The organism is Priestia sp. JNUCC 25, assembly GCF_053667915.1.
The window spans coordinates 4,349,899-4,374,967 of record NZ_CM132211.1 but is presented as its reverse complement, the minus strand read 5'-3'; the positions used below and the strand labels follow the sequence as shown (position 1 = coordinate 4,374,967).

The 25,069-nt window shown below is 38.8% G+C and carries 25 protein-coding genes; 22 read left to right on the top strand and 3 right to left on the bottom strand.

Going from position 1 to position 25,069, the window contains the following annotated elements; translation table 11 throughout:
• Positions 1–2: 2 nt before the first annotated feature.
• Positions 3–833, bottom strand: a complete 831-nt coding sequence (comER, locus tag JNUCC25_RS22980) for a late competence protein ComER (RefSeq protein ID WP_013059255.1) — start codon at positions 831–833, stop codon at positions 3–5.
• Positions 834–929: 96 nt separating this feature from the next.
• Here comER and JNUCC25_RS22975 point away from each other — a divergent pair, with 96 nt between their 5' ends.
• The 3 genes from JNUCC25_RS22975 (at position 930) to JNUCC25_RS22965 (ending at position 4,588) form a co-directional block, all read left to right on the top strand.
• Positions 930–1,565, top strand: a complete 636-nt coding sequence (locus JNUCC25_RS22975) for a helix-hairpin-helix domain-containing protein (RefSeq protein ID WP_013059254.1) — start codon at positions 930–932, stop codon at positions 1,563–1,565.
• Positions 1,566–1,661: 96 nt separating this feature from the next.
• The gene (locus tag JNUCC25_RS22970) at positions 1,662–2,228 is read left to right on the top strand and encodes a ComE operon protein 2 (RefSeq protein ID WP_025750557.1); all 567 of its coding nucleotides are present in this window, start codon (positions 1,662–1,664) and stop codon (positions 2,226–2,228) included.
• A 68-nt stretch (positions 2,229–2,296) separates the two neighbouring features.
• Complete coding sequence (locus tag JNUCC25_RS22965; RefSeq protein WP_098476289.1) at positions 2,297–4,588, top strand: DNA internalization-related competence protein ComEC/Rec2; 2,292 nt, start codon at positions 2,297–2,299, stop codon at positions 4,586–4,588.
• 57 nt (positions 4,589–4,645) lie between these two features.
• Here JNUCC25_RS22965 and JNUCC25_RS22960 read toward each other — a convergent pair whose 3' ends face one another.
• Positions 4,646–4,780 (bottom strand): YqzM family protein, encoded by a 135-nt coding sequence (locus JNUCC25_RS22960; protein WP_013059251.1) that lies wholly within the window; start codon positions 4,778–4,780, stop codon positions 4,646–4,648.
• 326 nt (positions 4,781–5,106) lie between these two features.
• On the opposite strand from JNUCC25_RS22960, the gene holA reads away from it, so the two are divergent.
• Positions 5,107–6,123 (top strand): DNA polymerase III subunit delta, encoded by a 1,017-nt coding sequence (gene holA, locus JNUCC25_RS22955; RefSeq protein ID WP_013059250.1) that lies wholly within the window; start codon positions 5,107–5,109, stop codon positions 6,121–6,123.
• A 34-nt stretch (positions 6,124–6,157) separates the two neighbouring features.
• Here the strand turns inward: holA and rpsT are convergent, their stop codons facing one another.
• On the bottom strand, positions 6,158–6,424 hold the full coding sequence (rpsT, locus tag JNUCC25_RS22950) for a 30S ribosomal protein S20 (protein WP_013059249.1): 267 nt from the start codon (positions 6,422–6,424) through the stop codon (positions 6,158–6,160).
• Between the two features lie 256 nt (positions 6,425–6,680).
• Between rpsT and gpr the strand changes: the two genes are divergently transcribed.
• The 18 genes from gpr to yqfD all read left to right on the top strand — a co-directional run bounded on the left by gpr (position 6,681) and on the right by yqfD (position 25,068).
• Positions 6,681–7,793 (top strand): GPR endopeptidase, encoded by a 1,113-nt coding sequence (gene gpr, locus JNUCC25_RS22945; protein ID WP_013059248.1) that lies wholly within the window; start codon positions 6,681–6,683, stop codon positions 7,791–7,793.
• Between the two features lie 84 nt (positions 7,794–7,877).
• Positions 7,878–8,213, top strand: coding sequence for a DUF3679 domain-containing protein (locus JNUCC25_RS22940; protein ID WP_014458177.1), 336 nt, complete (start codon positions 7,878–7,880; stop codon positions 8,211–8,213).
• Positions 8,214–8,341: 128 nt separating this feature from the next.
• Positions 8,342–10,165: a translation elongation factor 4 gene (lepA, locus tag JNUCC25_RS22935; RefSeq protein WP_013059246.1), complete on the top strand. Its 1,824-nt coding sequence runs from the start codon at positions 8,342–8,344 to the stop codon at positions 10,163–10,165.
• 175 nt (positions 10,166–10,340) lie between these two features.
• Entirely contained in the window at positions 10,341–11,480 is a 1,140-nt protein-coding gene (gene hemW / locus JNUCC25_RS22930) for a radical SAM family heme chaperone HemW (RefSeq protein WP_013059245.1), read from the top strand.
• A gap of 91 nt (positions 11,481–11,571) precedes the next feature.
• Positions 11,572–12,600, top strand: a complete 1,029-nt coding sequence (gene hrcA / locus JNUCC25_RS22925; RefSeq protein ID WP_013059244.1) for a heat-inducible transcriptional repressor HrcA — start codon at positions 11,572–11,574, stop codon at positions 12,598–12,600.
• A gap of 105 nt (positions 12,601–12,705) precedes the next feature.
• Positions 12,706–13,266: a nucleotide exchange factor GrpE gene (grpE, locus tag JNUCC25_RS22920; RefSeq protein ID WP_013059243.1), complete on the top strand. Its 561-nt coding sequence runs from the start codon at positions 12,706–12,708 to the stop codon at positions 13,264–13,266.
• 30 nt (positions 13,267–13,296) lie between these two features.
• Positions 13,297–15,114: a molecular chaperone DnaK gene (gene dnaK, locus JNUCC25_RS22915; protein ID WP_013059242.1), complete on the top strand. Its 1,818-nt coding sequence runs from the start codon at positions 13,297–13,299 to the stop codon at positions 15,112–15,114.
• 235 nt (positions 15,115–15,349) lie between these two features.
• Positions 15,350–16,480, top strand: coding sequence for a molecular chaperone DnaJ (gene dnaJ / locus JNUCC25_RS22910; protein WP_013059241.1), 1,131 nt, complete (start codon positions 15,350–15,352; stop codon positions 16,478–16,480).
• A 117-nt stretch (positions 16,481–16,597) separates the two neighbouring features.
• On the top strand, positions 16,598–17,539 hold the full coding sequence (prmA, locus tag JNUCC25_RS22905) for a 50S ribosomal protein L11 methyltransferase (RefSeq protein ID WP_013059240.1): 942 nt from the start codon (positions 16,598–16,600) through the stop codon (positions 17,537–17,539).
• Positions 17,540–17,558: 19 nt separating this feature from the next.
• Positions 17,559–18,311, top strand: a complete 753-nt coding sequence (locus JNUCC25_RS22900; RefSeq protein WP_029320160.1) for a 16S rRNA (uracil(1498)-N(3))-methyltransferase — start codon at positions 17,559–17,561, stop codon at positions 18,309–18,311.
• A gap of 5 nt (positions 18,312–18,316) precedes the next feature.
• Positions 18,317–19,675 (top strand): tRNA (N(6)-L-threonylcarbamoyladenosine(37)-C(2))-methylthiotransferase MtaB, encoded by a 1,359-nt coding sequence (gene mtaB, locus JNUCC25_RS22895; RefSeq protein WP_013059238.1) that lies wholly within the window; start codon positions 18,317–18,319, stop codon positions 19,673–19,675.
• 226 nt (positions 19,676–19,901) lie between these two features.
• A complete protein-coding gene (gene rpsU / locus JNUCC25_RS22890; protein WP_013059237.1) occupies positions 19,902–20,075 on the top strand; it encodes a 30S ribosomal protein S21 in 174 nt (57 codons plus the stop codon).
• Positions 20,076–20,090: 15 nt separating this feature from the next.
• A complete protein-coding gene (locus tag JNUCC25_RS22885; protein WP_013059236.1) occupies positions 20,091–20,534 on the top strand; it encodes a GatB/YqeY domain-containing protein in 444 nt (147 codons plus the stop codon).
• 178 nt (positions 20,535–20,712) lie between these two features.
• Positions 20,713–22,044: an NfeD family protein gene (locus JNUCC25_RS22880; protein WP_057274040.1), complete on the top strand. Its 1,332-nt coding sequence runs from the start codon at positions 20,713–20,715 to the stop codon at positions 22,042–22,044.
• Positions 22,044–23,027 carry a flotillin-like protein FloA gene (gene floA / locus JNUCC25_RS22875; protein WP_013059234.1) on the top strand — a complete coding sequence of 328 codons (984 nt, stop codon included), beginning with the start codon at positions 22,044–22,046 and terminating at the stop codon, positions 23,025–23,027. Before JNUCC25_RS22880 ends, floA begins: the two co-directional genes overlap by 1 nt.
• Positions 23,028–23,058: 31 nt before the next feature.
• On the top strand, positions 23,059–23,520 hold the full coding sequence (locus JNUCC25_RS22870) for a hypothetical protein (protein WP_013059233.1): 462 nt from the start codon (positions 23,059–23,061) through the stop codon (positions 23,518–23,520).
• A gap of 59 nt (positions 23,521–23,579) precedes the next feature.
• Positions 23,580–23,864: a sporulation protein YqfC gene (gene yqfC, locus JNUCC25_RS22865; RefSeq protein ID WP_013059232.1), complete on the top strand. Its 285-nt coding sequence runs from the start codon at positions 23,580–23,582 to the stop codon at positions 23,862–23,864.
• A 16-nt stretch (positions 23,865–23,880) separates the two neighbouring features.
• Positions 23,881–25,068, top strand: a complete 1,188-nt coding sequence (yqfD, locus tag JNUCC25_RS22860) for a sporulation protein YqfD (protein ID WP_028411649.1) — start codon at positions 23,881–23,883, stop codon at positions 25,066–25,068.
• The last annotated feature ends 1 nt before the right edge of the window (position 25,069 follow it).

Sequence of the window (25,069 nt, the reverse complement as noted above, 5' to 3'; positions counted from 1 at the left end):
AATTATGGAATAAGACTATCAAACTGATTGTGAACAAGCTCAATGTCTTCGTCAAATTTTTCATGTGTTTTTTGAAATACGTGCACAAACATCTCTCCGAGTTCAGCTTCTAAAACTTTAATACCTTCTCCGGTTACACCGCCTTTTACGCATACTTTATCCTGCAAGGTAGGAAGCGTAAATATTTCTTTTTCCAACAGTTTTCCCATTCCAATAATCATATCACTGGCCATGACGGTAGCTTCTTCTTCAGAAATATTTGTTTCTTGAACTGCTGCATCAATAAAGCGCTGAAGCAAAAAGCTGAAGAATGCAGGACCGCAGCTTACGATATCGGATGATACGCGCGTAATCGTTTGATCAATAGCCACAGGCTTTGACATAGATGAAAATAATTCATGTAAATAATTTTGGTAAAAAGGCGTACATCTTTCTCCAAACGTGAAAAGAGAAACACCTGCTAATGCCCGATTCGTAATGCTAGGGATAATTCTAGCTGCTTGACTCGGAACGAGGCGTTCGATTTGTTCTACGCTAATTGGACTGGTAATGGATACAATGCAGTGATCTTTCGTCAGCAGTGGTTCTAATTTTATTAAAAGGGGGTGAATATCCAATGGCTTAACACAAATAAAAATGACTTTGGATGCGTGAACAACTTCTTCAGCTGTATCAGCAACATGAATTTTTTTATGCTGCTGTTGAATCTCTTTGGCTCTTTTTTTTGTGCGATTCATAATAGTAATTTTAGAAGGACGTACGGCTTTTGATTCAATAAACGCATCAATTAATATTTTCCCCATGTTTCCTGTTCCGATAAACCCTATGTTCACTGATTCATTCCCTCCTTCAAAAGCCTTTTCTTCTAAACACTATGAAGACGTAATGGAATTTATGACGTTACTTCAAAATTCAAAGGAGTGTACAATTTGACTTTTTCAAAAAAACAATGGCTAATTGGGTGTATTTGCTTAGCAGTTAGCTTGGCTTTTTATATCTATCGCACAGGCGGAGAGAAACCGGAAAGTTCTCTTCAAACCTCAGATATGATAAAGGCAGAATCTTCTGCTGCAAAAAAAGAAGGAGAGTCGTCTGATCAAGTAATTTCGAGCCAAGATTCCCCGTTTGTTATGGTGGATATTAAAGGAGCTGTTCAGAAGCCTGGTGTATACCAGCTTCCGAAAGATGCAAGGGTAAAAGATGCTCTAGCACAAGCCGGAGGCGCTACGAAAGAAGCGGACTTAAGACAGCTCAATTTAGCTAGCAAGCTACAAGATGAAATGGCTGTTTACATCCCAGCTGCTGGAGAAGAAATCCCGCCTTCATCTCCAGTTTCTTCAATCTCTTCCTCAGGAACTTCAAATGATCAGCCCCTTGTTAATATCAATACAGCGAACACTGATGAACTACAAACGCTAAATGGTATTGGACCTTCAAAAGCGAGTGCCATCGTTTCATATCGAGAGGAAAATGGCTTGTTTCAAACAGTAGAGGATTTGGGGCAAGTATCAGGTATTGGCGAGAAGTCGCTAGAAAAAATCAAAGCTCAAATTACGGTACAGTAGAGACTTATTGACGAAAAAGGAAAAGAAACGCTACACTATGAAAGAGACAAGTATAATTATAATTATTCAGTTTTAAATAAAAAGGTAGGGAATGAGATGAACCGGATTTCATGGGATCAATATTTTATGGCACAAAGCCATTTGCTAGCTTTAAGAAGCACTTGTGAACGTCTGGCTGTTGGGGCTACAGTGGTGCGTGATAAACGTATTATAGCTGGAGGATACAACGGCTCGATCAGCGGAGGCGTGCATTGTGCTGACGAAGGCTGTTATGTGATTGATGGACACTGTGTAAGAACTGTCCATGCAGAAGTGAATGCACTCTTGCAGTGTGCTAAGTTTGGTGTAAAAACAGAAGATGCGGAAGTATACGTCACGCATTTTCCTTGTTTAAACTGCTGTAAAGCCCTTATTCAAGCGGGAATTAAAACAGTATATTACGCTAATGATTACAAAAATCATCCGTATGCTGTTGAGTTATTTCAACAGGCGGGAGTGAAAACAGCAAAAGTTGAACTTGATGAAGCAATCATTGACTTAAAAAGTAAAGAGAAGCTTCAATTTGTGACGGATGTTCTCGCTCGTTTAGAAAAAAGCGGAGCGGACGAAGCAGAAGTGATGAATTTACAGCGTGAAGCTCTCGCTTTGTTTACGGCAAATTAAAGGTAAAAGAGGTTTTTTACTTGGTAACAGTAAGGAGCCTCTTTCTTTTAAGAAGAAAGGAGCTAAAGGTGAAAGGATATTATATTTACTGTGCTTTTAGCATGATGATAGCTTTATATGTATATGATAATCATTCCGCTGTAAGCCTGTTTTTGCTAATCGTGCTTTTCATTTTTCAATGGCTACAATGTCCGAGGAAAGTGGTTATTGCTTCTGCACTGTTGAGTGTTTTGTGCGTCTACCTATTAGCTGAGACAAATAAGCATAACAAAACGGTTCTTTTAGCTGAATCTTCTTCTTTTACAGGCGAAATTTCCTCTGTTCCGCATAGTAACGGCGACAAGCTTACTTTTAAGTTTACGGTTCAAAATGAAGAGGTCATGGCTTTTTATAAACTAAAAACGTTGGAAGAGAAACAGCAGCTCGAAAAGCTAACGATTCATCAAGTTTGTCAACTAGGGGGGCAATTAACTTCTCCTTCACCTGCTCGCAACCTTCATGCATTTGATTATCAGCAATATCTGTACCATCAGTCTATTCATTGGCAGCTTAACGTCAAGGGACTTGATTTGGTAAAATGTCAGCTCCCCACTTTAACTCCACTTACGTACCTTACCTTTATTCGTCAAAAAGGAATTAATTATATTCAACAAAATATGTCGGATCCAGGCGCTGGGTTTATGCAGGCACTAATTTATGGCGAGCGCACTGGCATCGAAGAAGAGAGTATCAAGCGCTATCAGCAATTTGGTTTAATCCACTTGCTTGCCATATCAGGTCTTCATGTTGGACTGCTGACAGCGATGTGTTTTTATTTGCTCATTCGGATTGGAATAACGCGCGAGCGAGCCATTACGCTTTTACTTTTGCTTCTTCCTGTATACATGGTTTTGGCCGGTGGCAGCGCTTCAGTTGTCCGAGCTGTTTTTATGAGTATGCTGATGCTTATATCGATAAAAATACAAAGAAAAATTCTTTTGGTTGATAGCATCAGCCTTGCTTTTATGGCCATGCTGCTTTTTAAGCCGTACTATTTATTTGACGTAGGATTTCAGCTTTCTTTTGCCGTTAGTTTTGCATTGATTTTATCGAGTCAGACGATTTTACCTCGTTTTCATTCTTCTTTCAGCCAGTTCATGGTTGTTTCAGCGATTGCACAAATCAGTTCACTTCCTTTATTGTTGTACTATTTTTATGGAGTATCTCTCCTCAGTTTGCCATTAAATATGGTTTTTGTACCGCTGTTTTCTCTTGTTATATTACCTCTTTGTTTGCTCATTCTTTTTGTTCGTATCCTCTTGCCGGGAGTGAGTGAACTGCTGGAGCAAATTCTTCATGTTCTTTTACTTTTTTGTGAAAAATTGCTTGGCTTTTTTGATTGGATTCCCGCTGATTTTGTAACGGGAAAACCCCACATTGTGCTGTTTTTGGGCATGTACTTATGCATTTATGCTGTATTTGTGGCGGTCGAAGAAGGAGAATTTTTCGTTCGCTATATGTTTCTTCTCGTGGCATTGTTAGCCGCACAATGTATGTATCCTTATTTGAATCCAAAAGGAACGGTCACAATGGTCGATGTAGGACAAGGAGACTGCTTTATCATTGAGCTTCCTTATCGAAAAGGTGTGTATATGATCGATACGGGAGGAACCGTTTCATTTCCAAAAGAACCATGGCAAAAACGTCGTTCTTCTTTTGACGTGGGAGAAGATGTACTTGTTCCCTTTTTGCATTCAAAAGGAATAACAAGGGTAGATAAAATGATTATCACACACGGCGATTATGATCACGCAGGGGCGGCACAGCATTTATTTTCACAAGTGGCTGTCGGAGAGCTGGTGCTTGGGAAAAAAGCTGAATTAAATGACGTAGAGACTGGCTTGGTGATCGCTGCTCAAAAACAAAGAGTGCCTGTTCAAATTGTTCAACAAGGAGATAGCTGGCAAGAAGGAGGTGTGTTATTTCAGATTATTTCTCCGACAGGTTTCGAAGAAACGAGCAACAACGGCTCAATTGTAATAGACGCTAAGTTAGGAAATTTAAGATGGCTATTCACTGGAGATTTAGAAAAGGAAGGAGAACAAAGAATATTGAAAGACTTTCTAAACCTTAAAGCAGATGTATTAAAAGTTGGGCATCATGGCAGTAAAACCTCAACTTCAGAAGAGTTTGTTCAACATTTAAATCCTAAAGTAGCGCTTGTTTCAGCGGGACAAAAAAATCGTTATGGTCATCCTCATCAAGAAATATTAGAGCTTCTGAAAAGCTACGGAGTGTATATTTATCGAACGGATGAAGATGGTGGGGTAATGTATGAATTTACAAAAAAGTCAGGAACGTTTTCGCAGCAACTTCCATAGTCTATAGTAAGAAAAACGAACTAAAAAAGACTGCTAAGAAGCAGCCTTGAAGCAATTTTACGAACCCAAGTAGTGAATCACAGTTGCAATAACAAATAAGGCAGTGAAAAAGCCAAATGAAACACCAAATCCTACGGCAGAATCGACAGCGTCGTTGCGTTTACTTTGGACACTTTCTTCAAATTGGTTCATTAACACCCCTCCTGTTTACAGTATAATCTAACTTTTTTTAAAAATCTAGACAATTTAAAAGCGTTTTCACAAACTGACAACAGTTAACAACTATACTTTATAGACATGAGGAGAAAATAGAGATAAGGGTTTAATCATTAACAAATAAGTAACCTAGGGCTTATATTGTTAATGTTTATCATAAACTGAGGAATTGTCGTTTTAAGGCAATTCCTTTTGTATTGTTGCCAAAAACTCATAACACCTTTACGATAGAAATTGTATTTTGTTTATCAGTAACTATACATAATCAATATAGATGAATAAAAAAGAGGAGCGTATATACGTTGGCAGTTGATAGCTTAAAAAGTATTACCAAAAATAATATAGCCCCCGTTTACTTAATACACGGGGTCAATGCATTTATGAGTAAAAAGATTAGAGATAAAATCGTCGACTATACGTTAAATGAAGAAGATAAAGAATTTAACTTGTCACTATACGATTTAGAAGAAACATCGATTGATCAAGTTCTAGAAGATGCTGAAACGCTTCCTTTTTTAGGAGACAAGCGTGTAGTGGTTGCGAAAAATGCAGCATTTTTAACGGCTGAAAAATCGAAAGATAAAGTAGAGCATGATCTAGCAAAACTGCAGCAATATGTGGAGCAGCCCCCGTCTTTTTCAACGTTAATTCTACTAGCCCCTTATGAAAAGCTGGATGAAAGAAAAAAAATAACAAAATTATTAAAAAAACAAGCAGCTTACATTGAAGCGAACGAATTTGGTGAAAAAGAAATGAAGCAGTGGATTCATAATTTACTTTCAAAAGATGGAGTGAATATGGATGAAGATGCTGTGACGCTGCTTATTCAGCTTGTGGGTCTTAATGTAACACTTGTGACAAATGAAATTGAAAAAATGGTGTTATATGTTGGACAAGACGGAGTCATTACAAAAGAAGTTGTGCTTAAGCTTGTGGCAAAAACGCTTGAACAAAATGTATTTACGCTTATTGACGCTGTTATTCAGCGAAAGGTTTCTACTGCTTTAAATATGTATCAGGATTTACTGCGTAATAACGAAGAGCCTATTAAAATTTTATCTTTGTTAGCGACGCAGTTTCGTTTGATTTATCATACGAAGCAGCTGTCTAGTCAAGGGTACGGTCAGCAGCAAATTGCTCAAACGATTAAGGTTCATCCGTTTCGTGTGAAAATTGCTTTGCAGCAGAGCAGAAGTTTTGAGGAACAGCAGCTTAAAGAAATTTTAAAGGATTTAGCAGAGGCAGATTATGAAATGAAGACGGGAAAAATGGATAAAGCGCTTATTTTACAGCTGTTTTTATTAAAAAGAGCGCAATAAAAAAACGATCCTAATGGGATCGTTTTTGTCTCAATTATGCAGATAAACCGTTAAGTTTTACTGCTAAGCGAGATTTTTGACGAGCTGCAGCATTTTTGTGGATAATACCAGATTGTGCAGCTTTGTCTAATTTTTTAGAAGCAACAGCAAATGCTGCTTTTGCGTTATCTACATCGTTGTTTTCAACTAAAGCTTCAAAGTTTTTGATTGCAGTACGCATAGCTGATTTAGCTTGAATGTTATGAGCACGGCGAGCTTCAGTAGTTTTTACACGTTTGATAGCTGATTTAATGTTTGGCATCCGTTTCACCTCCCGAAATGATAACAATCGAGATTATATAGAACTCGACATTCTTCACAATAAGAACAAAAGATATTTTATCAAACACAAGGACAGAATGCAATAGCCTTGACAAGGAATTTTATATGACAGAGCTCTCTTTAAAAGCTTGTAGCTGATATTGCGCCCTTCCTTCCACTTTTCATTTCTTAAATGCATGAATCTGCCAGTCCTCGGTGACAATAATTTCAACAAAGATTGTCTAGGAGGTTAAGAAATGGAAAAAGAACTTGATTTAAGTCAATATAGCGTGCGCACGGATTTAGCTGTCGAAGCAAAAGACATAGCGTTAGAGAATCAGCCTAAACCGAATAACCAGTCAGAAATCAAAGGCGTAATTGTAAAAGAAAAAGAAGAACAAGGTGTCAAAATCTCAATGGTAGAAATTACGGAAGAGGGCGCAGAAGCAATAGGTAAGAAAAAAGGCCGATATGTAACCCTTGAATCGGTAGGCATTCGCGAGCAGGACACTGAAAAGCAAGAGGCCATGGAAGAAGTATTTGCTAAAGAGCTGAATTTTTTTATTAAAAGCCTCAACATTCCAGATGATGCTAGCTGTCTTGTAGTGGGTCTTGGAAACTTAAGTGTTACACCAGATGCGCTTGGACCAAAGGCAGTAGATAATTTGTTGATTACAAGACATTTGTTTGAGCTACAGCCTGAAAGCGTGCAAGATGGCTTTAGACCCGTTAGCGCCATTGTTCCGGGAGTAATGGGAATGACGGGTATTGAGACAAGTGATATTATCTTTGGCGTTGTAAAGAAAGTGAATCCAGATTTTATCATTGCAATCGATGCGCTTGCCGCTCGTTCGATTGAACGGGTAAATGCTACCATTCAAATTTCAGATTCAGGTATTCATCCGGGGTCTGGGGTTGGAAACAAGCGCAAAGAAATCAGTTATGAAACACTTGGCATTCCAGTTATTGCAATAGGTATTCCAACGGTAGTGGATGCTGTTTCCATTACAAGCGATACAATTGACTTTATCTTAAAACACTTCGGCCGAGAAATGAAAGAGCAGGGAAAGCCGTCTAAGTCGCTGCTTCCGTCCGGTATGACGTTTGGAGAAAAAAAGAAGCTCACGGAGGATGACTTACCCAATGAAGAGCAGCGTCAAACGTATCTCGGTATGATTGGCACCCTTCCAGATGAAGAAAAAAGACGTCTTATTCATGAAGTGCTTGCACCTTTAGGCCATAATTTGATGGTTACGCCAAAAGAAGTGGATATGTTTATTGAAGATATGGCTAATGTAGTTGCAGGAGGACTTAACGCTGCTTTGCATCATGAAGTGGATCAAGAGAACTTTGGGGCATATACTCATTAATACGCTTTTAGGTGAATGAGTTCTTCACAATATAGTCATAATGGTTAGTACTACAGAAGATAAAGAAGTAAGGGGCCTAATAATATGATTAAATTTACTTTAAAATCAGTAGTGCTAACCATTTTTTTACTGTGCGTCGTATTTTTAGGGATGCAGACGGCTCAGCAAGGGTTGATTAAAATGAAGGGATATAATGATCCTTCGATTGAACATGTTATTAATGTGTCTAAAACATCAGATGGTCAGGTGGAAGCTGCTGTTTTAGGTTCAAAAAAAGTCGTGAACATTGATGAAAAACAGCAGTTTCTAGAAAAACGAAAGGCTTTTAACTTTTTCTCCTCGCTAGGTCAAAGTCTAGCGGAAGGCGTGAAAAGTACAATAGGAAAAGCTTTTAAGGCTATCCATCATCTTCTTAATTAAAAGCAGAATCTCTTTCTGCTTTTTTGTATGGAAAAATCCCCAATGGAATGCTTATTGAATGTTGACGAATGTGTTGTTATAATTTAATTTAGTGTATTTTGCCGATTTTCAGTAGGAGTGAAAAAAATATGGATAGAGAAGCAAGATTGAAACGACAATCGAAAATCAGAAACTTTTCGATTATTGCTCATATAGACCACGGTAAGTCAACATTAGCAGACCGTATTTTAGAAAAAACAAATGCGTTAACACAGCGAGAAATGAAAGCTCAGCTTTTAGATTCGATGGATTTAGAACGTGAACGTGGAATTACCATTAAATTAAATGCTGTGCAGCTTCAATACAAAGCAAAAGATGGAGAAGAGTATACTTTTCATCTAATTGATACACCGGGACACGTCGATTTTACATATGAAGTGTCGCGAAGTTTAGCCGCGTGTGAAGGTGCTATTCTAGTAGTAGATGCAGCTCAAGGTATTGAAGCTCAAACACTAGCAAACGTATATTTAGCGCTTGATAACAACCTTGAAATTTTACCTGTCATTAATAAGATTGACCTGCCGAGTGCAGAGCCAGAGCGAGTGCGTCAAGAAGTTGAAGACGTAATTGGGTTAGATGCGTCGGAAGCTGTATTAGCTTCAGCTAAAGCAGGAATTGGTATCGAAGAAATTTTAGAACAAATTGTTGAAAAAGTTCCTGCTCCTGAAGGGGATCCAGACGCACCGCTTCAAGCACTAATCTTTGATTCATTTTATGATGCATACCGAGGTGTAGTTGCATCTATTCGTATCGTACAAGGACGAGTAAAAGTAGGCGACAAAATTAAAATGATGGCAACAGGAAAAGAGTTTGAGGTAACGGAGCTAGGTGTGTTAACGCCAAAAGCCGTTGCTAAAGATGAACTTTCTGTTGGCGACGTAGGATTTTTAACAGCAGCTATTAAAAACGTTGGAGATACGCGAGTAGGGGACACGATTACTCTTGCTAAAAATGGAGCCAGTGAACCTCTTCCTGGTTATCGTCGTCTGAATCCAATGGTATACTGCGGACTGTATCCAATTGATACAGCGAAGTATAACGATCTTCGTGAAGCACTAGAAAAGTTAGAGCTAAATGACTCTGCACTTCAGTTTGAACCAGAGACGTCTCAGGCCTTAGGGTTTGGTTTCCGATGTGGATTCTTAGGGTTGCTTCACATGGAAATTATCCAAGAGCGTATTGAGCGCGAATTTAAAATTGATTTAATTACAACAGCTCCAAGCGTTATTTATGACGTGTATTTAACAGACGAGACTCATCTGTCTGTAGATAACCCGTCTAATATGCCGGACCCACAAAAGATTGAACGCGTAGAAGAACCGTATGTGAAAGCAACGATGATGGTACCAAACGATTATGTTGGTGCTGTGATGGAGCTTTGTCAGAAGAAGCGAGGCAACTTTATTGATATGCAGTACTTGGATGCTAATCGCGTGAGTATTGTATACGAAATTCCGCTAGCTGAAATTGTATATGATTTCTTTGATCAATTAAAATCAAATACAAAAGGCTACGCGTCGTTTGATTACGAACTTATCGGATATCAGCCTTCGAAGCTTGTGAAGATGGATATTCTTTTAAACGGTGAAACGGTCGATGCACTGTCCTTTATCGTGCACAGAGATTCAGCTTACGATCGTGGTAAAGTCATTGTAGAAAAGCTTAAAGAGCTTATTCCACGTCAACAGTTCGAAGTGCCGATTCAAGCGGCAATTGGTCAAAAAATTGTCGCGCGTTCAACAATTAAAGCCATTCGTAAAAACGTTTTAGCAAAATGTTACGGAGGAGATATCTCTCGTAAACGTAAACTTCTTGAAAAACAAAAAGAAGGTAAAAAACGTATGAAGCAGGTCGGTTCTGTTGAAGTACCGCAGGAAGCATTCATGGCTGTTCTTCGCATGGATGAAGATTAATAGCTGAAATTCTATTATTTAACATGTCAAATTAGTTTTGAAAATCAAGCTAATCTGATACGATAGTAAAGAGCTTTGAGCGCTGTAAATAAGTGTGAACGAACATAGATAAAAATACCGCAGAGAGACTCTGCGGTATTTTTATCATTTATAAATGTGATTGAGGTGGAAGTCCATGGTGAAGGCAGCATATCTGCACATCCCGTTTTGTCATCATATTTGTCACTATTGTGACTTTAATAAAGTGTTTTTCAAAAATCAGCCCGTTATGCCGTATTTGGAAAGCATGCGAGAAGAAATGAAACAAGCAGTTGAACATTATCCAACGACCAATTTAAACACGATATTCGTTGGGGGTGGGACGCCTACAGCCTTAGATGAACAGCAGCTAGAGTATTTTTTAGAATCCATTCGTATGTACCTCCCTTATGACGAAAAAGGTGAGTTTACATTTGAAGCGAATCCGAATGAATTGACAAAAGAAAAGCTTCAGCTTCTCCATGACTATGGCGTGAATCGTTTAAGCATTGGTGTACAAACGTTTAATGAAAGATTATTGGAGAAAATTGGACGTGTGCATTCAAATAGACAGGTATTTGATTGTGTTGAACAAGCGAGAAAGATTGGAATGTCGAATATAAGCTTAGACTTAATTTATAGCCTGCCGGAACAAACGGTAGCTGATTTTTCTTCTACGCTTCAAACGGCTTTTTCATTAGAGGTAGAGCATATGTCTGCCTATTCGTTGATTATTGAACCTAAAACGGTATTTTATAATTTAATGAATAAAGGAAAGCTACCCCTGCCTGCTCAAGAAGAAGAAGCAGCTATGTATGAGCTGCTTATGAAAGAAATGGACAAACAAGGTTTTCATCAATACGAAATCAGTAATTTCGCAAAGCCAGGCTACGAGAGTATTCATAATCTAACATATTGGAACAACGACGATTATTACGGAATTGGCGCAGGCGCACATAGCTATATAGACGGAATAAGACGAGCAAATATTGGACCATTAAAAAAGTACATTGATTCAGTCGAGCAAAAAGGAAATGCATATCTCAATGAAGTGAGCGTGACCGAGGCTGAAAAAATGGAAGAAGAAATGTTTTTGGGCCTTCGTAAAACGAAAGGAGTCTCAAAAGAGGAGTTTAAGAAAAAATTCAATCGAGAATTAAAAGATGTATTTGGAGAACCTATTCAAGAATACAAAGAGAAAGGACTTTTGGGTGAAGACAATAGCTCAGTCTTTTTAACACACAATGGTCGATTTTTGGGGAATGAAGTTTTTCAAGCCTTTATTGGGATAATCTAATATCAAATCGTTGACATCGCTATAGTGATTTGGTAATTTATTATTAGATTTAGCACTCAGAGTTTTAGAGTGCTAACAGAGGTGATGAAGCGTGCTTACTGATCGACAGTTATTAATTTTACAAGTCATTATTGATGATTTCATTCGATCTGCGCAGCCGGTAGGCTCTCGAACATTATCTAAGAAAGAAGAGTTTAATTTTAGTTCGGCTACGATTCGGAATGAGATGTCAGACCTAGAAGAACTTGGATTTATTGAAAAAACTCATACTTCTTCAGGGCGCGTTCCGTCTGAGAAAGGTTATCGTTATTATGTTGATCATCTAGTGTCCCCGCAGCACTTGAAAGCAAGCGACGTTTCCACGGTACGTTCGGTATTCGCTGAACGCATTGTAGAACTGGAGCAGCTCGTTCAAAAGTCAGCACAAATTTTATCTGATTTAACGAGTTTAACGTCTATTGTGCTAGGACCAAAAGCGGTCAGCCATAAGTTAAAACAGCTGCAGATTTTACCTTTAACGGCTCAGTCAGCTGTTGCCATTATTGTGACCGATACAGGACACGTTGAAAGTCGGACGATTACGCTGCCGAGCAGTATTCAACCTTCCGATATTGAAAAAATGGTTAACATTTTAAACGAAAAGCTCATCGGCGTTCGCATTACTGATTTACATGATAAAATGTACAAAGAAGTAGCGACGCTCTTAAAAAGCCATATTCAAGGGTATGAGCAGACGATGGATATACTCAATGATGCATTAAAGCTCAACATGAATGGCAAATTAGTAGTTGGCGGCAAAACGAATATGTTTGCTCAGCCGGAATTTCATGACCTTAATAAAATTCGCGGGCTGTTTAATATTATTGAACATGAACAGCAGTTTTATAAGCTGTTAAGCCCAAATGAGGCTGGCATACATGTGAAAATTGGTCATGAAAATAAATTGAATGAAATGGTAGGGTGCAGCTTAATTACAGCTAGTTATTCCTTTGGTCACGAACAGCTTGGCACAATTGCTATACTGGGACCGACCCGCATGGAATATGCGCGTGTGATTAGTTTGCTTACACTGCTGTCATCAGATATGTCTCAAGTATTAACAAACTTGTATAAAGAATAAAGGAATCGGGTGGAATATATTACTTCCATCCTTTCCCTGTGATAAAATAAAAAACGTTGTTTAAAATGTGAAAATGTGTGTAAACATTTAAGGGAGGTGAATGAATTGTCAAACGAAAAGCAAGTAGAAGAACAAAACGAAGAAGTGGTTGAAGAAGTTCAAACAGACTCTGCTGAAGCAACTGAAGCTGAAGTGTCTGAGGAAGTAAACCCTCTTCAACAAGAAAATGATCAATTAAAGCAACAGCTTGAAGAAGAAGAGAATCGCTACTTACGTCTACAAGCTGATTTCGATAATTTCCGTCGTCGTTCACGTCTCGATGCAGAAGCTGCTCAAAAATACCGTGCTCAATCATTAGTTTCGGATATTTTACCAGCACTTGATAACTTTGAACGTGCATTACAAGTTAACACAGCGGACGAGCAAACTAAATCTGTGCTGCAAGGTGTAGAAATGGTATACCGTCAATTAGTAGAGGCACTTCAAAAAGAAGGTGTTGAAGCAATTGAATCAGTCGGGAAAACATTCGATCCATACGAGCATCAAGCAGTGATGCAAGTAGAAGACGATGAATACGAACCGAACACGGTAGTAGAGGAGCTTCAAAAAGGTTACAAATTAAAAGATAAAATCATCCGCCCTGCGATGGTTAAAGTGAATCAATAACACTACATATTATGAAGGAGGTCATTGTCAATGAGTAAGATCATTGGTATCGATTTAGGTACAACTAACTCTTGTGTCGCTGTATTAGAAGGCGGCGAACCAAAAGTAATTCCAAATCCAGAAGGAAACCGTACAACGCCATCAGTTGTGGCATTCAAAAACGGTGAGCGTCAAGTTGGGGAAGTAGCGAAACGTCAAGCTATTACAAACCCTAACACAATTATTTCAGTTAAACGTCATATGGGTACAGACCATAAGGTTGAAGCTGAAGGCAAGCAATACACGCCTCAAGAAATGTCAGCTATCATTCTTCAACATTTAAAAGGTTATGCTGAAGAGTATTTAGGTGAGCCTGTAACAAAAGCTGTTATCACAGTTCCTGCTTACTTTAATGATGCTGAGCGTCAAGCAACAAAAGATGCTGGTAAAATTGCTGGTTTAGAAGTAGAGCGTATTATTAACGAGCCTACTGCAGCAGCACTTGCATACGGATTAGAAAAAACAGATGAAGATCAAACAGTTTTAGTTTATGACCTTGGTGGCGGTACGTTTGACGTATCTATTCTAGAACTTGGCGACGGCGTATTTGAAGTTCGCGCAACTGCAGGTGACAACCGCCTTGGTGGTGACGACTTTGACCAAGTAATCATCGACTATTTAGTCGCTGAATTCAAAAAAGAAAACGGCGTGGATTTAAGCAAAGATAAAATGGCGCTTCAACGTTTAAAAGATGCGGCTGAAAAAGCGAAAAAAGATTTATCAGGCGTAACATCTACACAAATTTCTTTACCATTTATCACTGCTGGAGAAGCTGGTCCTCTTCACTTAGAGGTATCTTTATCACGTGCTAAATTTGACGAGTTATCAGCAGGCCTTGTAGAGCGTACAATGGCTCCTGTGCGTCAAGCTTTAAAAGATGCAGGCCTTTCTGCAAGCGAACTTGATAAAGTAATCTTAGTTGGTGGTTCAACTCGTATCCCAGCGGTACAAGATGCAATCAAAAAAGAAACTGGTCAAGATCCTCACAAAGGTGTAAACCCTGATGAAGTAGTTGCACTTGGTGCAGCAATTCAAGGTGGCGTATTAACTGGTGATGTAAAAGACGTTGTATTACTAGACGTAACGCCTTTATCACTAGGTATCGAAACAATGGGTGGCGTATTTACAAAGCTAATTGAGCGTAATACGACGATTCCAACAAGTAAATCACAAGTATTCTCAACGGCTGCAGATAGCCAAACAGCTGTAGATATTCATGTTCTTCAAGGTGAGCGTCCAATGTCTGCAGACAACAAAACGCTAGGTCGTTTCCAGTTAACTGATATTCCACCTGCACCACGCGGAGTACCTCAAATCGAAGTGTCATTCGATATTGACAAAAATGGTATCGTAAACGTTCGTGCAAAAGATTTAGGTACAAACAAAGAGCAAGCTATTACAATTAAATCTTCAACAGGTTTATCAGATGATGAAATCGATCGCATGGTAAAAGAAGCGGAAGAAAACGCAGATGCTGATAAGCAACGTAAAGAAGAAGTGGAACTACGCAATGAAGCAGATCAATTAGTGTTTACAACTGAAAAAACATTAAAAGATCTTGAAGGAAAAGTAGAAGAAGCTGAAGTAACAAAAGCTAACGAAGCAAAAGATGCTTTAAAAGCAGCGATTGAAAAGAATGACCTTGAAGAAATCAAAGCGAAAAAAGATGAACTTCAAGAAATCGTTCAAGCGTTAACTGTAAAATTGTATGAGCAAGCTCAACAAGCTCAGCAAGCAGGTGAACAAGGCGCTCAAAATGATGATGTTGTAGATGCAGAGTTTGAAGAAGTAAACGACGACAAAAAATAATGCATCTTGACGACTAACGTGAATGACGCCATGGTGCGATTCACATCTTTTTAAAAAGTCAAAGTCAAGCTTATTTCTTGGCTTTGACTTTTTTAACGTGGAAAAGCGAAAAGGAAAGTTTTTCACTTGGCTCTCTGCGTGCACGAGAGCAATAGAAAGTAACTTTTATGTTGCTATGGAATTATTAATAATGATACAATTACGTTTATGTGAAACGATTCGGGAGTGAGTATTGATGAGTAAGCGAGATTACTATGAAGTACTCGGTATCAGTAAGAGCGCTACAAAAGATGAAATAAAAAAAGCATACCGCAAGCTTTCTAAACAATATCATCCAGATATTAACAAAGCGGAAGATGCTGCTGACAAATTTAAAGAAGTAAAAGAAGCATATGAAGTATTGAGTGATGACCAAAAAAAAGCACAATACGATCAATTTGGTCATACTGATCCAAATCAAGGCTTTGGCGGCTTTGGTGGAGGCGGCTCAGACTTTGGCGGCTTCGGCTTTGAAGATATTTTCAGCTCGATCTTTGGTGGTGGTGGTCGCAGACGTGACCCTAATGCTCCGAGACAAGGTGCCGATTTACAATACACGATGACACTTTCTTTTGAAGAAGCTGTTTTCGGAAAAGAAACAACAATTGAAATTCCACGTGAAGAAACGTGTGAGACATGTCACGGTTCAGGTGCAAAACCTGGAACAAAAGTCGATACATGTTCGCACTGTAATGGTTCAGGTCAGTTAAACGTTGAACAAAACACGCCGTTTGGCCGCGTGGTAAATCGACGTGCGTGTCATCATTGTAATGGTACGGGAAAAATCATTAAAGACAAATGTGCAACGTGCCACGGTGACGGTAAAGTAACAAAACGACGTAAAATTAATGTTAAAATTCCAGCTGGTGTAGATGATGGTCAACAGCTGCGCGTAAGTGCTCAAGGAGAACCAGGGGTAAATGGTGGTCCTCCGGGAGATTTATACGTAGTGTTCCACGTGCGCACTCATGAATTCTTTGAACGTGATGGAGACGATATCTACTGCGAAATGCCTTTAACGTTTGCTCAGGCAGCGCTAGGTGATGAAGTAGAAGTACCAACTCTACACGGCAAGGTGAAGCTGAAGATTCCTGCTGGTACACAAACGGGAACGAAATTCCGTTTAAAAGGAAAAGGTGTGGCAAACGTACGAGGATATGGTCAAGGAGATCAGCATATTCACGTTCGAGTTGTAACTCCAACAAAAATATCAGAAAAACAAAAACAATTATTGCGTGAGTTCGCTGAACTGAGCGGTCAAGAAGCCGTTGATGAGCAGCATGATTCCTTTTTTGCAAAAGTAAAACGAGCAATTAAAGGAGAATAATTGTCTTTCATAGTAAACAGAGACAGGTTGGTAAAGGTACTTTGCCAACCTGTCATCTGTCATGTTCATATTTAAAATCCTATATTACTGAAGGCAGAAAGGATGAAGTTGGTAGCAATGAAATGGTCTGAAATTTGTATTCATACAGCGCAAGAAGCAATTGAACCCATCTCTCATATTTTACATGAATCAGGAGCTAGCGGGGTAGTCATTGAAGACCCTGCTGATTTAGTGAAGGACAGAGATACAACTTTTGGTGAAATCTACGATTTAAACGTAGAAGACTACCCAGAAGAAGGTGTAGTGATTAAAGCATATCTTCCAGTTAACAGCTTTTTAGCAGAAACTGTGGATGGTATCAAAAAAGAAATTAATGGACTGCTTGTTTACGACTTTGATTTAGGAGCTAACAAAGTTACGATCAGTGAAGTGAACGAGGAAGAGTGGGCCACTGCTTGGAAAAAATATTACCATCCCGTGAAAATTTCAGAGCGTTTTACGATTGTACCAACTTGGGAAAACTATGAAAAAGTAAGCACAGATGAATTGATTATCGAGCTTGATCCCGGAATGGCTTTTGGGACAGGTACGCATCCAACGACGGTTATGTCTCTTCAAGCATTGGAAAGAACAGTGAAAGCAGGAGATACTGTTATTGACGTGGGTACAGGTTCAGGAGTGCTAAGCATTGGCGCAGCTCTGTTAGGAGCAAGTAATGTACAAGCTCTAGACCTTGATGAAGTAGCCGTACGTTCTGCTGGCGAAAATATTGAACTGAATCAAGTTGGGAACGTCGTAACAGTAGGTCAAAACAACTTGTTGCAAGGTATAGAAGGACCGGTTGACATTGTTGTGGCGAATATTCTAGCTGAAGTAATCGTACGTTTTGTAGACGATGCTGCAAAGGTATTAAAGCCAGGAGGCATGTTCATTACATCAGGTATTATTAGTGCGAAAAAAGAAGATGTCAAAAAAGCGTTAACGGGAGCGGGCTTTGTTATTCAAGAAGTAACGCTTATGGAAGACTGGGTAGCAATTATTGCGCAAAAACAAGCTTAACAAGTGAGAAGGTGTCAAGATGCAACGTTATTTTCTGCCAAATGATCAATTTCAAGAGCAAAGTGTCATAGTGACCCAGGATGATGCCCATCATATCTCACGCGTCATGAGAATGAATGAAGGATCACAGTTTATTGCCTGTAATGAACAGGGGCAAGCTGCTTTGTGTGAAATTGAAAATATTTCCGCTAACGAAGTGAAAGCATCTATTATAGAATGGATAAGCGAAGAAAAAGAGCTTCCAGTCCATGTTACAATTGTGAACGGTCTGCCTAAAGGGGATAAGCTCGAGCTTATTATCCAAAAAGGGACAGAACTTGGGGCATATAAGTTTATCCCTTTTATTGCGGCTCGTTCAGTTGTTAAATGGGATGATAAAAAGAGTCAAAAAAAATTAGATCGCTGGAACAAGATTGCTAAAGAGGCTGCAGAACAATCTCATCGTACGATTGTACCAGCAGTAGAAGCCCCAATTTCTTTTAAAAAACTAGTAGAAATTAGCGGTGACTATACTCATAAAGTTGTAGCCTATGAAGAAAGAGCAAAGCAAGGAGAAACATCTCATCTGCACGCTGTTCTTTCGGCTTTAAAACCCGGTAATTCCGTGCTTGTGGTTGTAGGTCCAGAGGGTGGTTTGACCGAGCAGGAAGTAGAAGTATTAGAAGAAAATGAATTTACAATAAGCGGATTTGGTCCGCGAATTTTACGGGCAGAAACAGCTCCTTTATATGCGCTGTCTGCTATATCTTATCAAACTGAGTTAATGAGGTGACGATTATGTCAACAGTTGCTTTTCACACGCTAGGGTGTAAAGTAAATCACTATGAAACAGAAGCAATTTGGCAATTGTTCAAAGGCCAAGGCTATGAGCGTGTTGAATATGAACAAACTGCCGATGTATATGTAATTAATACATGTACGGTAACAAATACAGGAGATAAAAAAAGCCGTCAAGTTATTCGCAGAGCTGTGCGAAAAAATCCAGATGCGGTTATTTGTGTAACTGGGTGTTATGCTCAAACTTCGCCAGCTGAAATTATGGCCATTCCTGGTGTTGATATCGTAGTAGGTACACAAGATCGCGTTAAGATGCTTGATTATATTGAACAATTTAAAAAAGAGCGTCAACCGATTAACGGCGTAGGAAACATTATGAAAACACGCGTATATGAAGAGCTAGATGTACCGGCTTTTACAGACCGTACGCGTGCTTCGTTAAAGATTCAAGAAGGCTGTAACAACTTCTGTACATTCTGTATTATTCCATGGGCGCGCGGTTTAATGCGATCTCGTGATCCTAAAGAAGTAGTAGCACAAGCACAGCAGCTAGTGGATGCGGGCTATAAAGAAATCGTGTTAACAGGTATTCACACTGGCGGATACGGAGAAGACATGAAAGATTACAATCTTGCCCAGCTTCTTCGTGATTTAGAGTCTCAAGTAAAAGGATTAAAACGCATTCGTATTTCGTCAATTGAAGCAAGTCAAATTACAGACGAAGTGATTGAGGTACTAGATCAATCAGAAATGGTTGTACGTCATTTGCATATTCCTCTTCAATCAGGTTCAAATACGGTATTGAAGCGCATGCGTCGTAAGTATACAATGGAGTTCTTTGGTGAGCGCTTAAACCGTCTGAAAGAAGCTCTTCCTGGATTAGCGATTACATCAGATGTTATTGTTGGCTTCCCAGGTGAAACAGAAGAAGAGTTTATGGAGACGTACAACTTTATTAAAGAGCACGGTTTTTCAGAGCTTCACGTATTCCCGTATTCTAAACGTACAGGTACGCCAGCAGCTCGTATGACCGACCAAATTGATGAAGAAGTGAAAAATGAACGTGTGCATCGTTTAATCGAACTTTCAAATCAATTGGCAAAAGAATATGCTTCAACGTTTGAAGGAGAAGTACTAGAAGTAATTCCGGAAGAAAAATATAAAGAAGATCCTGAAAGTGGTTTATATGTAGGATATACTGATAACTACTTAAAGGTTGTGTTTAAAGCGTCTGAAGAAATGGTTGGAAAGCTTGTAAAAGTGAAAATTTCAAAAGCTGGATATCCTTATAATGAAGGTGAGTTTGTTCGCGTGCTAGATGAGGTTCATCTTCAAGATCAGGTGAAAATGAGTTCATAACACTTATTGGAAAGCTGCGTGTATACGCAGCTTTTTTCATACGTGTAAAAAAGCTGAACGAGTAATGTTTTATCAAGAAAGTTCATAAAATAAAGGGGGAATAACTGCATTACTTTATGTAAAGCGGTTGACCTTAAGGAATCATTATATTATAATTGCAAAAGACATGTCTAACATGTCATTTCATTATGATGTTAGTGGTTTTGTTCGGAGGGAGGGAATTAGAATGTCAAGAACAGTTGTTCGTAAAAACGAATCGCTTGAAGATGCTCTTCGTCGCTTCAAACGTTCAGTTTCAAAAACTGGTACGTTACAAGAAGCAAGAAAGCGCGAATTCTATGAAAAGCCTAGCGTAAAGCGTAAGAAGAAATCTGAAGCTGCTAGAAAACGCAAGTTCTAATAAGAGGGTGGATTTATGAGTCTTCTCGAGCGTTTAAATAGTGATATGAAACAAGCGATGAAAAACAAAGAGAAAGAGAAGCTTGGGGTCATTCGTATGGTCAAAGCATCTCTTCAAAACGAAGCCATTAAGTTAGGAACCGACCTAACTGAAGCAGACGAGTTGACGGTTATTTCTCGCGAATTCAAACAACGTAAAGACTCCCTCCATGAATTTGAGAAAGCAGGTCGTCAAGATCTTGTTGATAAAATTCATTCTGAATTAGCGGTTTTAGAAGTTTACGCTCCTAAACAGCTAACTGAAGAAGAGTTATCTGAAATTATTAAAACGACGATTGAAGAAACGCAGTCTTCCTCTAAAGCTGATATGGGGAAAGTTATGGGAGCGCTTATGCCGAAAGTAAAAGGCAAAGCGGATGGCTCTCTTGTTAATAAGCTTGTCCTTCAACACTTATCATAAAAAACACCTTACCTTGTGTAAGGTGTTTTTTATATGGATAATAATCGAACGTATGTTTTGTTTTTCTGGTGCGAAGTATAAAATAGATAAATTTTAAAAAATTTGAAACTATTGTTAAAGTTATTCGTATATACAGATACATGCTCATACTATCTATGGAAGGAGGGAAGTGTATTCGGTGAAAACCTTATTTTCTTTCGTGTGCTTTCTTATCTTAGCCACTGGGTTATTCCCCACTATTAGCACCGCTGACGTGAAGCGCGTACACGTTATTCCTGTAAATAAAACGGTAGAAAATGGACTGCTTTCTTTTCTAAACAGATCCATTGAAGATGCGGAAAATGACGGTGCAGATTTGATTATATTGGACATAGATACTCCTGGAGGAGCTGTAGATGCAGCTTCTGAAATAGCTAAAAGCTTAACCTCAACACCTATTCCTACCGCTGCTTTTGTCGATAAAAAAGCATTATCAGCCGGAGCGTATATTGCACTTAACGCGGATCAAATTTATATGACACCCGGTTCTACAATGGGATCGGCAGCAGTGATTGACCAACACGGAAACGCCGCAGGAAAAAAAGCTCAGTCCTACTGGTTATCGGCTATGAAGAGCGCAGCAGAACAAAATAACCGAAACCCTAAATATGCAGAAGCGATGGCAAATACCAAGATGGTAATACCTGAGCTCAACTTAAAAGGAAATGAATTGTTGACGCTCACTCCGAAGCAAGCCGAGCAAGTTGGTTATTCAGAAGGGACTGTAAAAAATTTAGACGATCTCCTAAGCGTACTTGGCTATGAAGATGCTAAACTGACGTATGCAAAAATGAGTGTAAGTGAACAAATTGCTCGTTTTCTTACCCATCCGCTTGTTGTTCCCATTTTATTATCCATTGGTGCTTTAGGAATTGTAATTGAATTGTTTACGCCTTCATTTGGTATTGCGGGCTCTATTGGAATAGCTTCACTTCTTTTATTTTTCTATGGTCATATGGTAGCAGGATTAGCTGGCATGGAAGCGCTCGTTTTATTTATAGCAGGAATTATATTGCTTCTGTTAGAGATTGTAGTACCAGGCGGAGTTTTAGGACTACTAGGACTTGGAGCTATCATTTTAAGTTTTTTTATGTCAACAGATAATAATGTCGAAATGGGAATTTCTCTTGTAATTGCAATAGTGGTGGCACTGGGAGGTGCGTTTGTGATGATGAAATTTTTTAAAAGAAAGCTTACACCTTTCAAAAAAATGGTGCTTAATGATTCACTTAATACTGAATCTGGATACGTGTCGAATCAAAATCGTTATGAATTAATAGGAAAACAAGGTAAAACAACAACACCGCTGCGTCCTTCAGGTACCGTGCTCATCGATGAAGAGTATGTGGATGTAGTCACTGAAGGCGGATATTTAGACAAAGATGTGTTAGTAAATATTATAAAAGTAGAGGGATCAAGGGTTGTGGTGCGGAAGCTTACAGAGCCTTTGAAAAAGGAGGACCTTAATTAATGGAAGTAGGTAGCGTATTGTTTTTTGTAGTTATTGGTCTAGCAATTATTGCTTTAGCTGTTTTTTTCACTTTTGTACCGATTATGCTATGGATTTCAGCATTAGCAGCAGGCGTTCGTATTAGTATTTTCACACTGGTCGGAATGAGACTTCGTCGAGTGATACCATCTCGCGTTGTGAACCCGTTAATTAAAGCAAGTAAAGCAGGTTTAGGTATTACCATTAATCAATTAGAAAGCCACTATTTAGCAGGCGGTAACGTTGACCGCGTGGTAAATGCGTTGATTGCAGCGCACAGAGCAAATATTGAGTTAACATTTGAGCGCGGAGCAGCTATCGACTTAGCGGGCCGTGATGTGCTAGAAGCTGTACAAATGAGCGTTAATCCAAAAGTTATTGAAACACCTTTTATTGCAGGGGTGGCTATGGATGGAATCGAAGTCAAAGCAAAAGCTCGAATTACTGTTCGTGCAAATATTGATCGACTAGTAGGGGGAGCTGGAGAAGAAACGATTATTGCCCGTGTTGGCGAGGGGATTGTTTCTACAATCGGTTCGCAAAAAGATCACAAAAAAGTATTGGAGAATCCCGATATGATTTCTCAAACGGTGTTAGGAAAAGGACTGGATTCAGGAACAGCGTTTGAAATCTTATCCATTGATATTGCTGACATCGATATTGGTAAAAATATTGGGGCAGTTCTTCAAACAGACCAAGCGGAAGCAGATAAAAATATTGCACAAGCAAAAGCCGAAGAACGTCGTGCTATGGCCGTTGCTCAAGAACAAGAAATGCGTGCAAAAGTAGAAGAAATGCGGGCAAAAGTAGTAGAAGCAGAAGCAGAAGTACCGTTAGCGATGGCAGAAGCACTGCGCTCTGGCAATATTGGCGTCATGGATTATATGAATATTCAAAACTTGACTGCTGATACGGATATGCGTGATTCAATTGGAAAAATGTCTAAAGAAGACGATGAGAAATAATGAATCAGCTTAACAAGGAGGTTTTCTCCTAATGAATATCGTTGAAACGCTTATTAAACTAATTATTAATAATGCTTTCATTTTTGTCATCATTGGAGGGATTATTTTTAACGTTGTGCAGCGTTTTATGGCTCAGTCAAAAGAGGAAGAACAGCAGCGTTCTAAAAGAGCTCCTATGCCTCCTGTAAACAATCCTTCAAGGCGGGAAAGACCTAGATATCGACCTGTCAAAGAAGAGCCGAAAACAGCTCGTATGGAGCCAGAAACTGTTCCTTCAGCAGAAACAAATCCTTTGCAAGAAAAATTGGAAGAGCTAAAAAATCGTTCGTATCATGAACCGTCTATTCAAAAGAAAATCACAGTTGACAAACCAAAAATTACGGGTGAGAAAAACGTTTTCAAGCCCATTTCTCGTAAAGAAGCTGTTCAAGGAGTGATATGGTCCGAAATTCTAGGGCCGCCAAAATCGAAACAACGTAAATATAAACGATAAATAGATGTGATACATTAACCCCCTTTCTCATAAACATGAGATGAAAGGGGGTTCTTTTTATGAGCAAAAAGTGGAGACACCAAATGAAAAGATGGATGACAAAAACAATGGAACTACCCGCTGATGTATTAATGGATCTTCCCCGTATTACGTTAGTTGGACAAATACACATTTATATTGAAAATCATAAAGGTTTATTAGCCTTTTCTGATACTGAAATACGCGTGTTACTAAAACAGGGACAAATGTTAATTCGAGGTGAAGGACTGGTCATTAAAGTAATACTGCCAGAAGAACTGGTTTTAGAAGGTAAAATCAATCAAGTTCTTTATTTAGAACAATAACACAAGGAGGAAAAAAATGAAGAATGGATGGACAAACTTTGTTATTGGTACCGTACGTATTCGAATTGTTGGAAAAGGAATTGAACGTTTTTTAAATAATTGTGTGAGACAACAGATTATGATTTCGAATGTCCATAAAGTTGACGGTCAGCTAGCGACAGCAACGATATTATTGAAAGATGTAAAGAAAATTCGTATACTAATTCGCAACGCAGACTGTAAAATTTATTTTATAAGAGGCAGAGGTTTTCCTTTTTTAACAAAACGAGTGATCAAAAATAGTGGGTTTGCTTTGGGTTTTCTTTCTTTTTTTATTATTCTTGGTTTGCTTTCCAACATGGTGTGGAAAGTGGAAATTAGCGGTGCAGAACCACAAACAGAACATCAAATGACTAAGCAGCTTGCCAAAATAGGTGTAAAAAGAGGGGAGTTTCAATTTCTGTTAGAGAGTCCTGAAAAAATTCAGCGCTATTTAACGGATAATATGAACAATATTACCTGGGTGGGAGTAGAAGTGCGCGGCACTTCTTATCACTTCCAAGTGGTTGAAAAAAATGAGCCCAAGCCTCAGCAAAAAACACCTTACCAACATTTAATTGCTAAAAAGAAAGCCATTATTACGAATTTGTTTGTCGAAAAAGGACAACCTTTAGTCAAGGTTAATGATTTTGTCAATGAAGGCGAGGTCCTAGTTTCCGGTATTATTGGAAACGAAAAAAATAAAAAAGTAGTAGCTGCTAAAGGGAAAGTCTATGGTGAAACATGGTATAAGTCTGAGGTGGAAGTGCCTTTAAAAACTGATTTTCAGGTATTAACGGGTAATGGATATACGAAGCACTATTTAGATTTTCAAGCTTTTAAAATGCCTCTTTGGGCTTTTAACAAAGAAAAATACGGCTCAAAGGTGACAGAAAAAGTGGAGCATCCACTCTATTTTTTTAAATGGAAATTACCTCTGTCGTATGAGAAAGTTGCTGTACGAGAAGAACAGAACTCGCAGCGCGTCTATTCTAAACAAGAGGCGGTGGAAAAAGCTTTGGAAATTGGTCGAAAAAAATTACTATCGACTTTAGGTGAGGATGCTAAAATAAAAGGTGAAAAAGTTTTGCACCAAGAACAGGACAATGGTAAAGTTAGATTATCAATACATTACCAAGTTATAGAAAATATTGCGAACACTCAACCAATTATTCAAGGAGATTGAT

Coding starts and splice junctions, on each gene's coding strand:
- mtaB (WP_013059238.1), top strand. CDS start 18,317: ATGTCAACAGTTGCTTTTCACACGCTAGGGTGTAAAGTAAATCACTAT.
- JNUCC25_RS22900 (WP_029320160.1), top strand. CDS start 17,559: ATGCAACGTTATTTTCTGCCAAATGATCAATTTCAAGAGCAAAGTGTC.
- yqfC (WP_013059232.1), top strand. CDS start 23,580: ATGAGCAAAAAGTGGAGACACCAAATGAAAAGATGGATGACAAAAACA.
- rpsU (WP_013059237.1), top strand. CDS start 19,902: ATGTCAAGAACAGTTGTTCGTAAAAACGAATCGCTTGAAGATGCTCTT.
- lepA (WP_013059246.1), top strand. CDS start 8,342: ATGGATAGAGAAGCAAGATTGAAACGACAATCGAAAATCAGAAACTTT.
- JNUCC25_RS22960 (WP_013059251.1), bottom strand. CDS start 4,780: ATGAACCAATTTGAAGAAAGTGTCCAAAGTAAACGCAACGACGCTGTC.
- JNUCC25_RS22870 (WP_013059233.1), top strand. CDS start 23,059: ATGAATATCGTTGAAACGCTTATTAAACTAATTATTAATAATGCTTTC.
- floA (WP_013059234.1), top strand. CDS start 22,044: ATGGAAGTAGGTAGCGTATTGTTTTTTGTAGTTATTGGTCTAGCAATT.
- dnaJ (WP_013059241.1), top strand. CDS start 15,350: ATGAGTAAGCGAGATTACTATGAAGTACTCGGTATCAGTAAGAGCGCT.
- JNUCC25_RS22970 (WP_025750557.1), top strand. CDS start 1,662: ATGAACCGGATTTCATGGGATCAATATTTTATGGCACAAAGCCATTTG.
- dnaK (WP_013059242.1), top strand. CDS start 13,297: ATGAGTAAGATCATTGGTATCGATTTAGGTACAACTAACTCTTGTGTC.
- hemW (WP_013059245.1), top strand. CDS start 10,341: ATGGTGAAGGCAGCATATCTGCACATCCCGTTTTGTCATCATATTTGT.
- gpr (WP_013059248.1), top strand. CDS start 6,681: ATGGAAAAAGAACTTGATTTAAGTCAATATAGCGTGCGCACGGATTTA.
- JNUCC25_RS22940 (WP_014458177.1), top strand. CDS start 7,878: ATGATTAAATTTACTTTAAAATCAGTAGTGCTAACCATTTTTTTACTG.
- prmA (WP_013059240.1), top strand. CDS start 16,598: ATGAAATGGTCTGAAATTTGTATTCATACAGCGCAAGAAGCAATTGAA.
- yqfD (WP_028411649.1), top strand. CDS start 23,881: ATGAAGAATGGATGGACAAACTTTGTTATTGGTACCGTACGTATTCGA.
- JNUCC25_RS22885 (WP_013059236.1), top strand. CDS start 20,091: ATGAGTCTTCTCGAGCGTTTAAATAGTGATATGAAACAAGCGATGAAA.
- rpsT (WP_013059249.1), bottom strand. CDS start 6,424: ATGCCAAACATTAAATCAGCTATCAAACGTGTAAAAACTACTGAAGCT.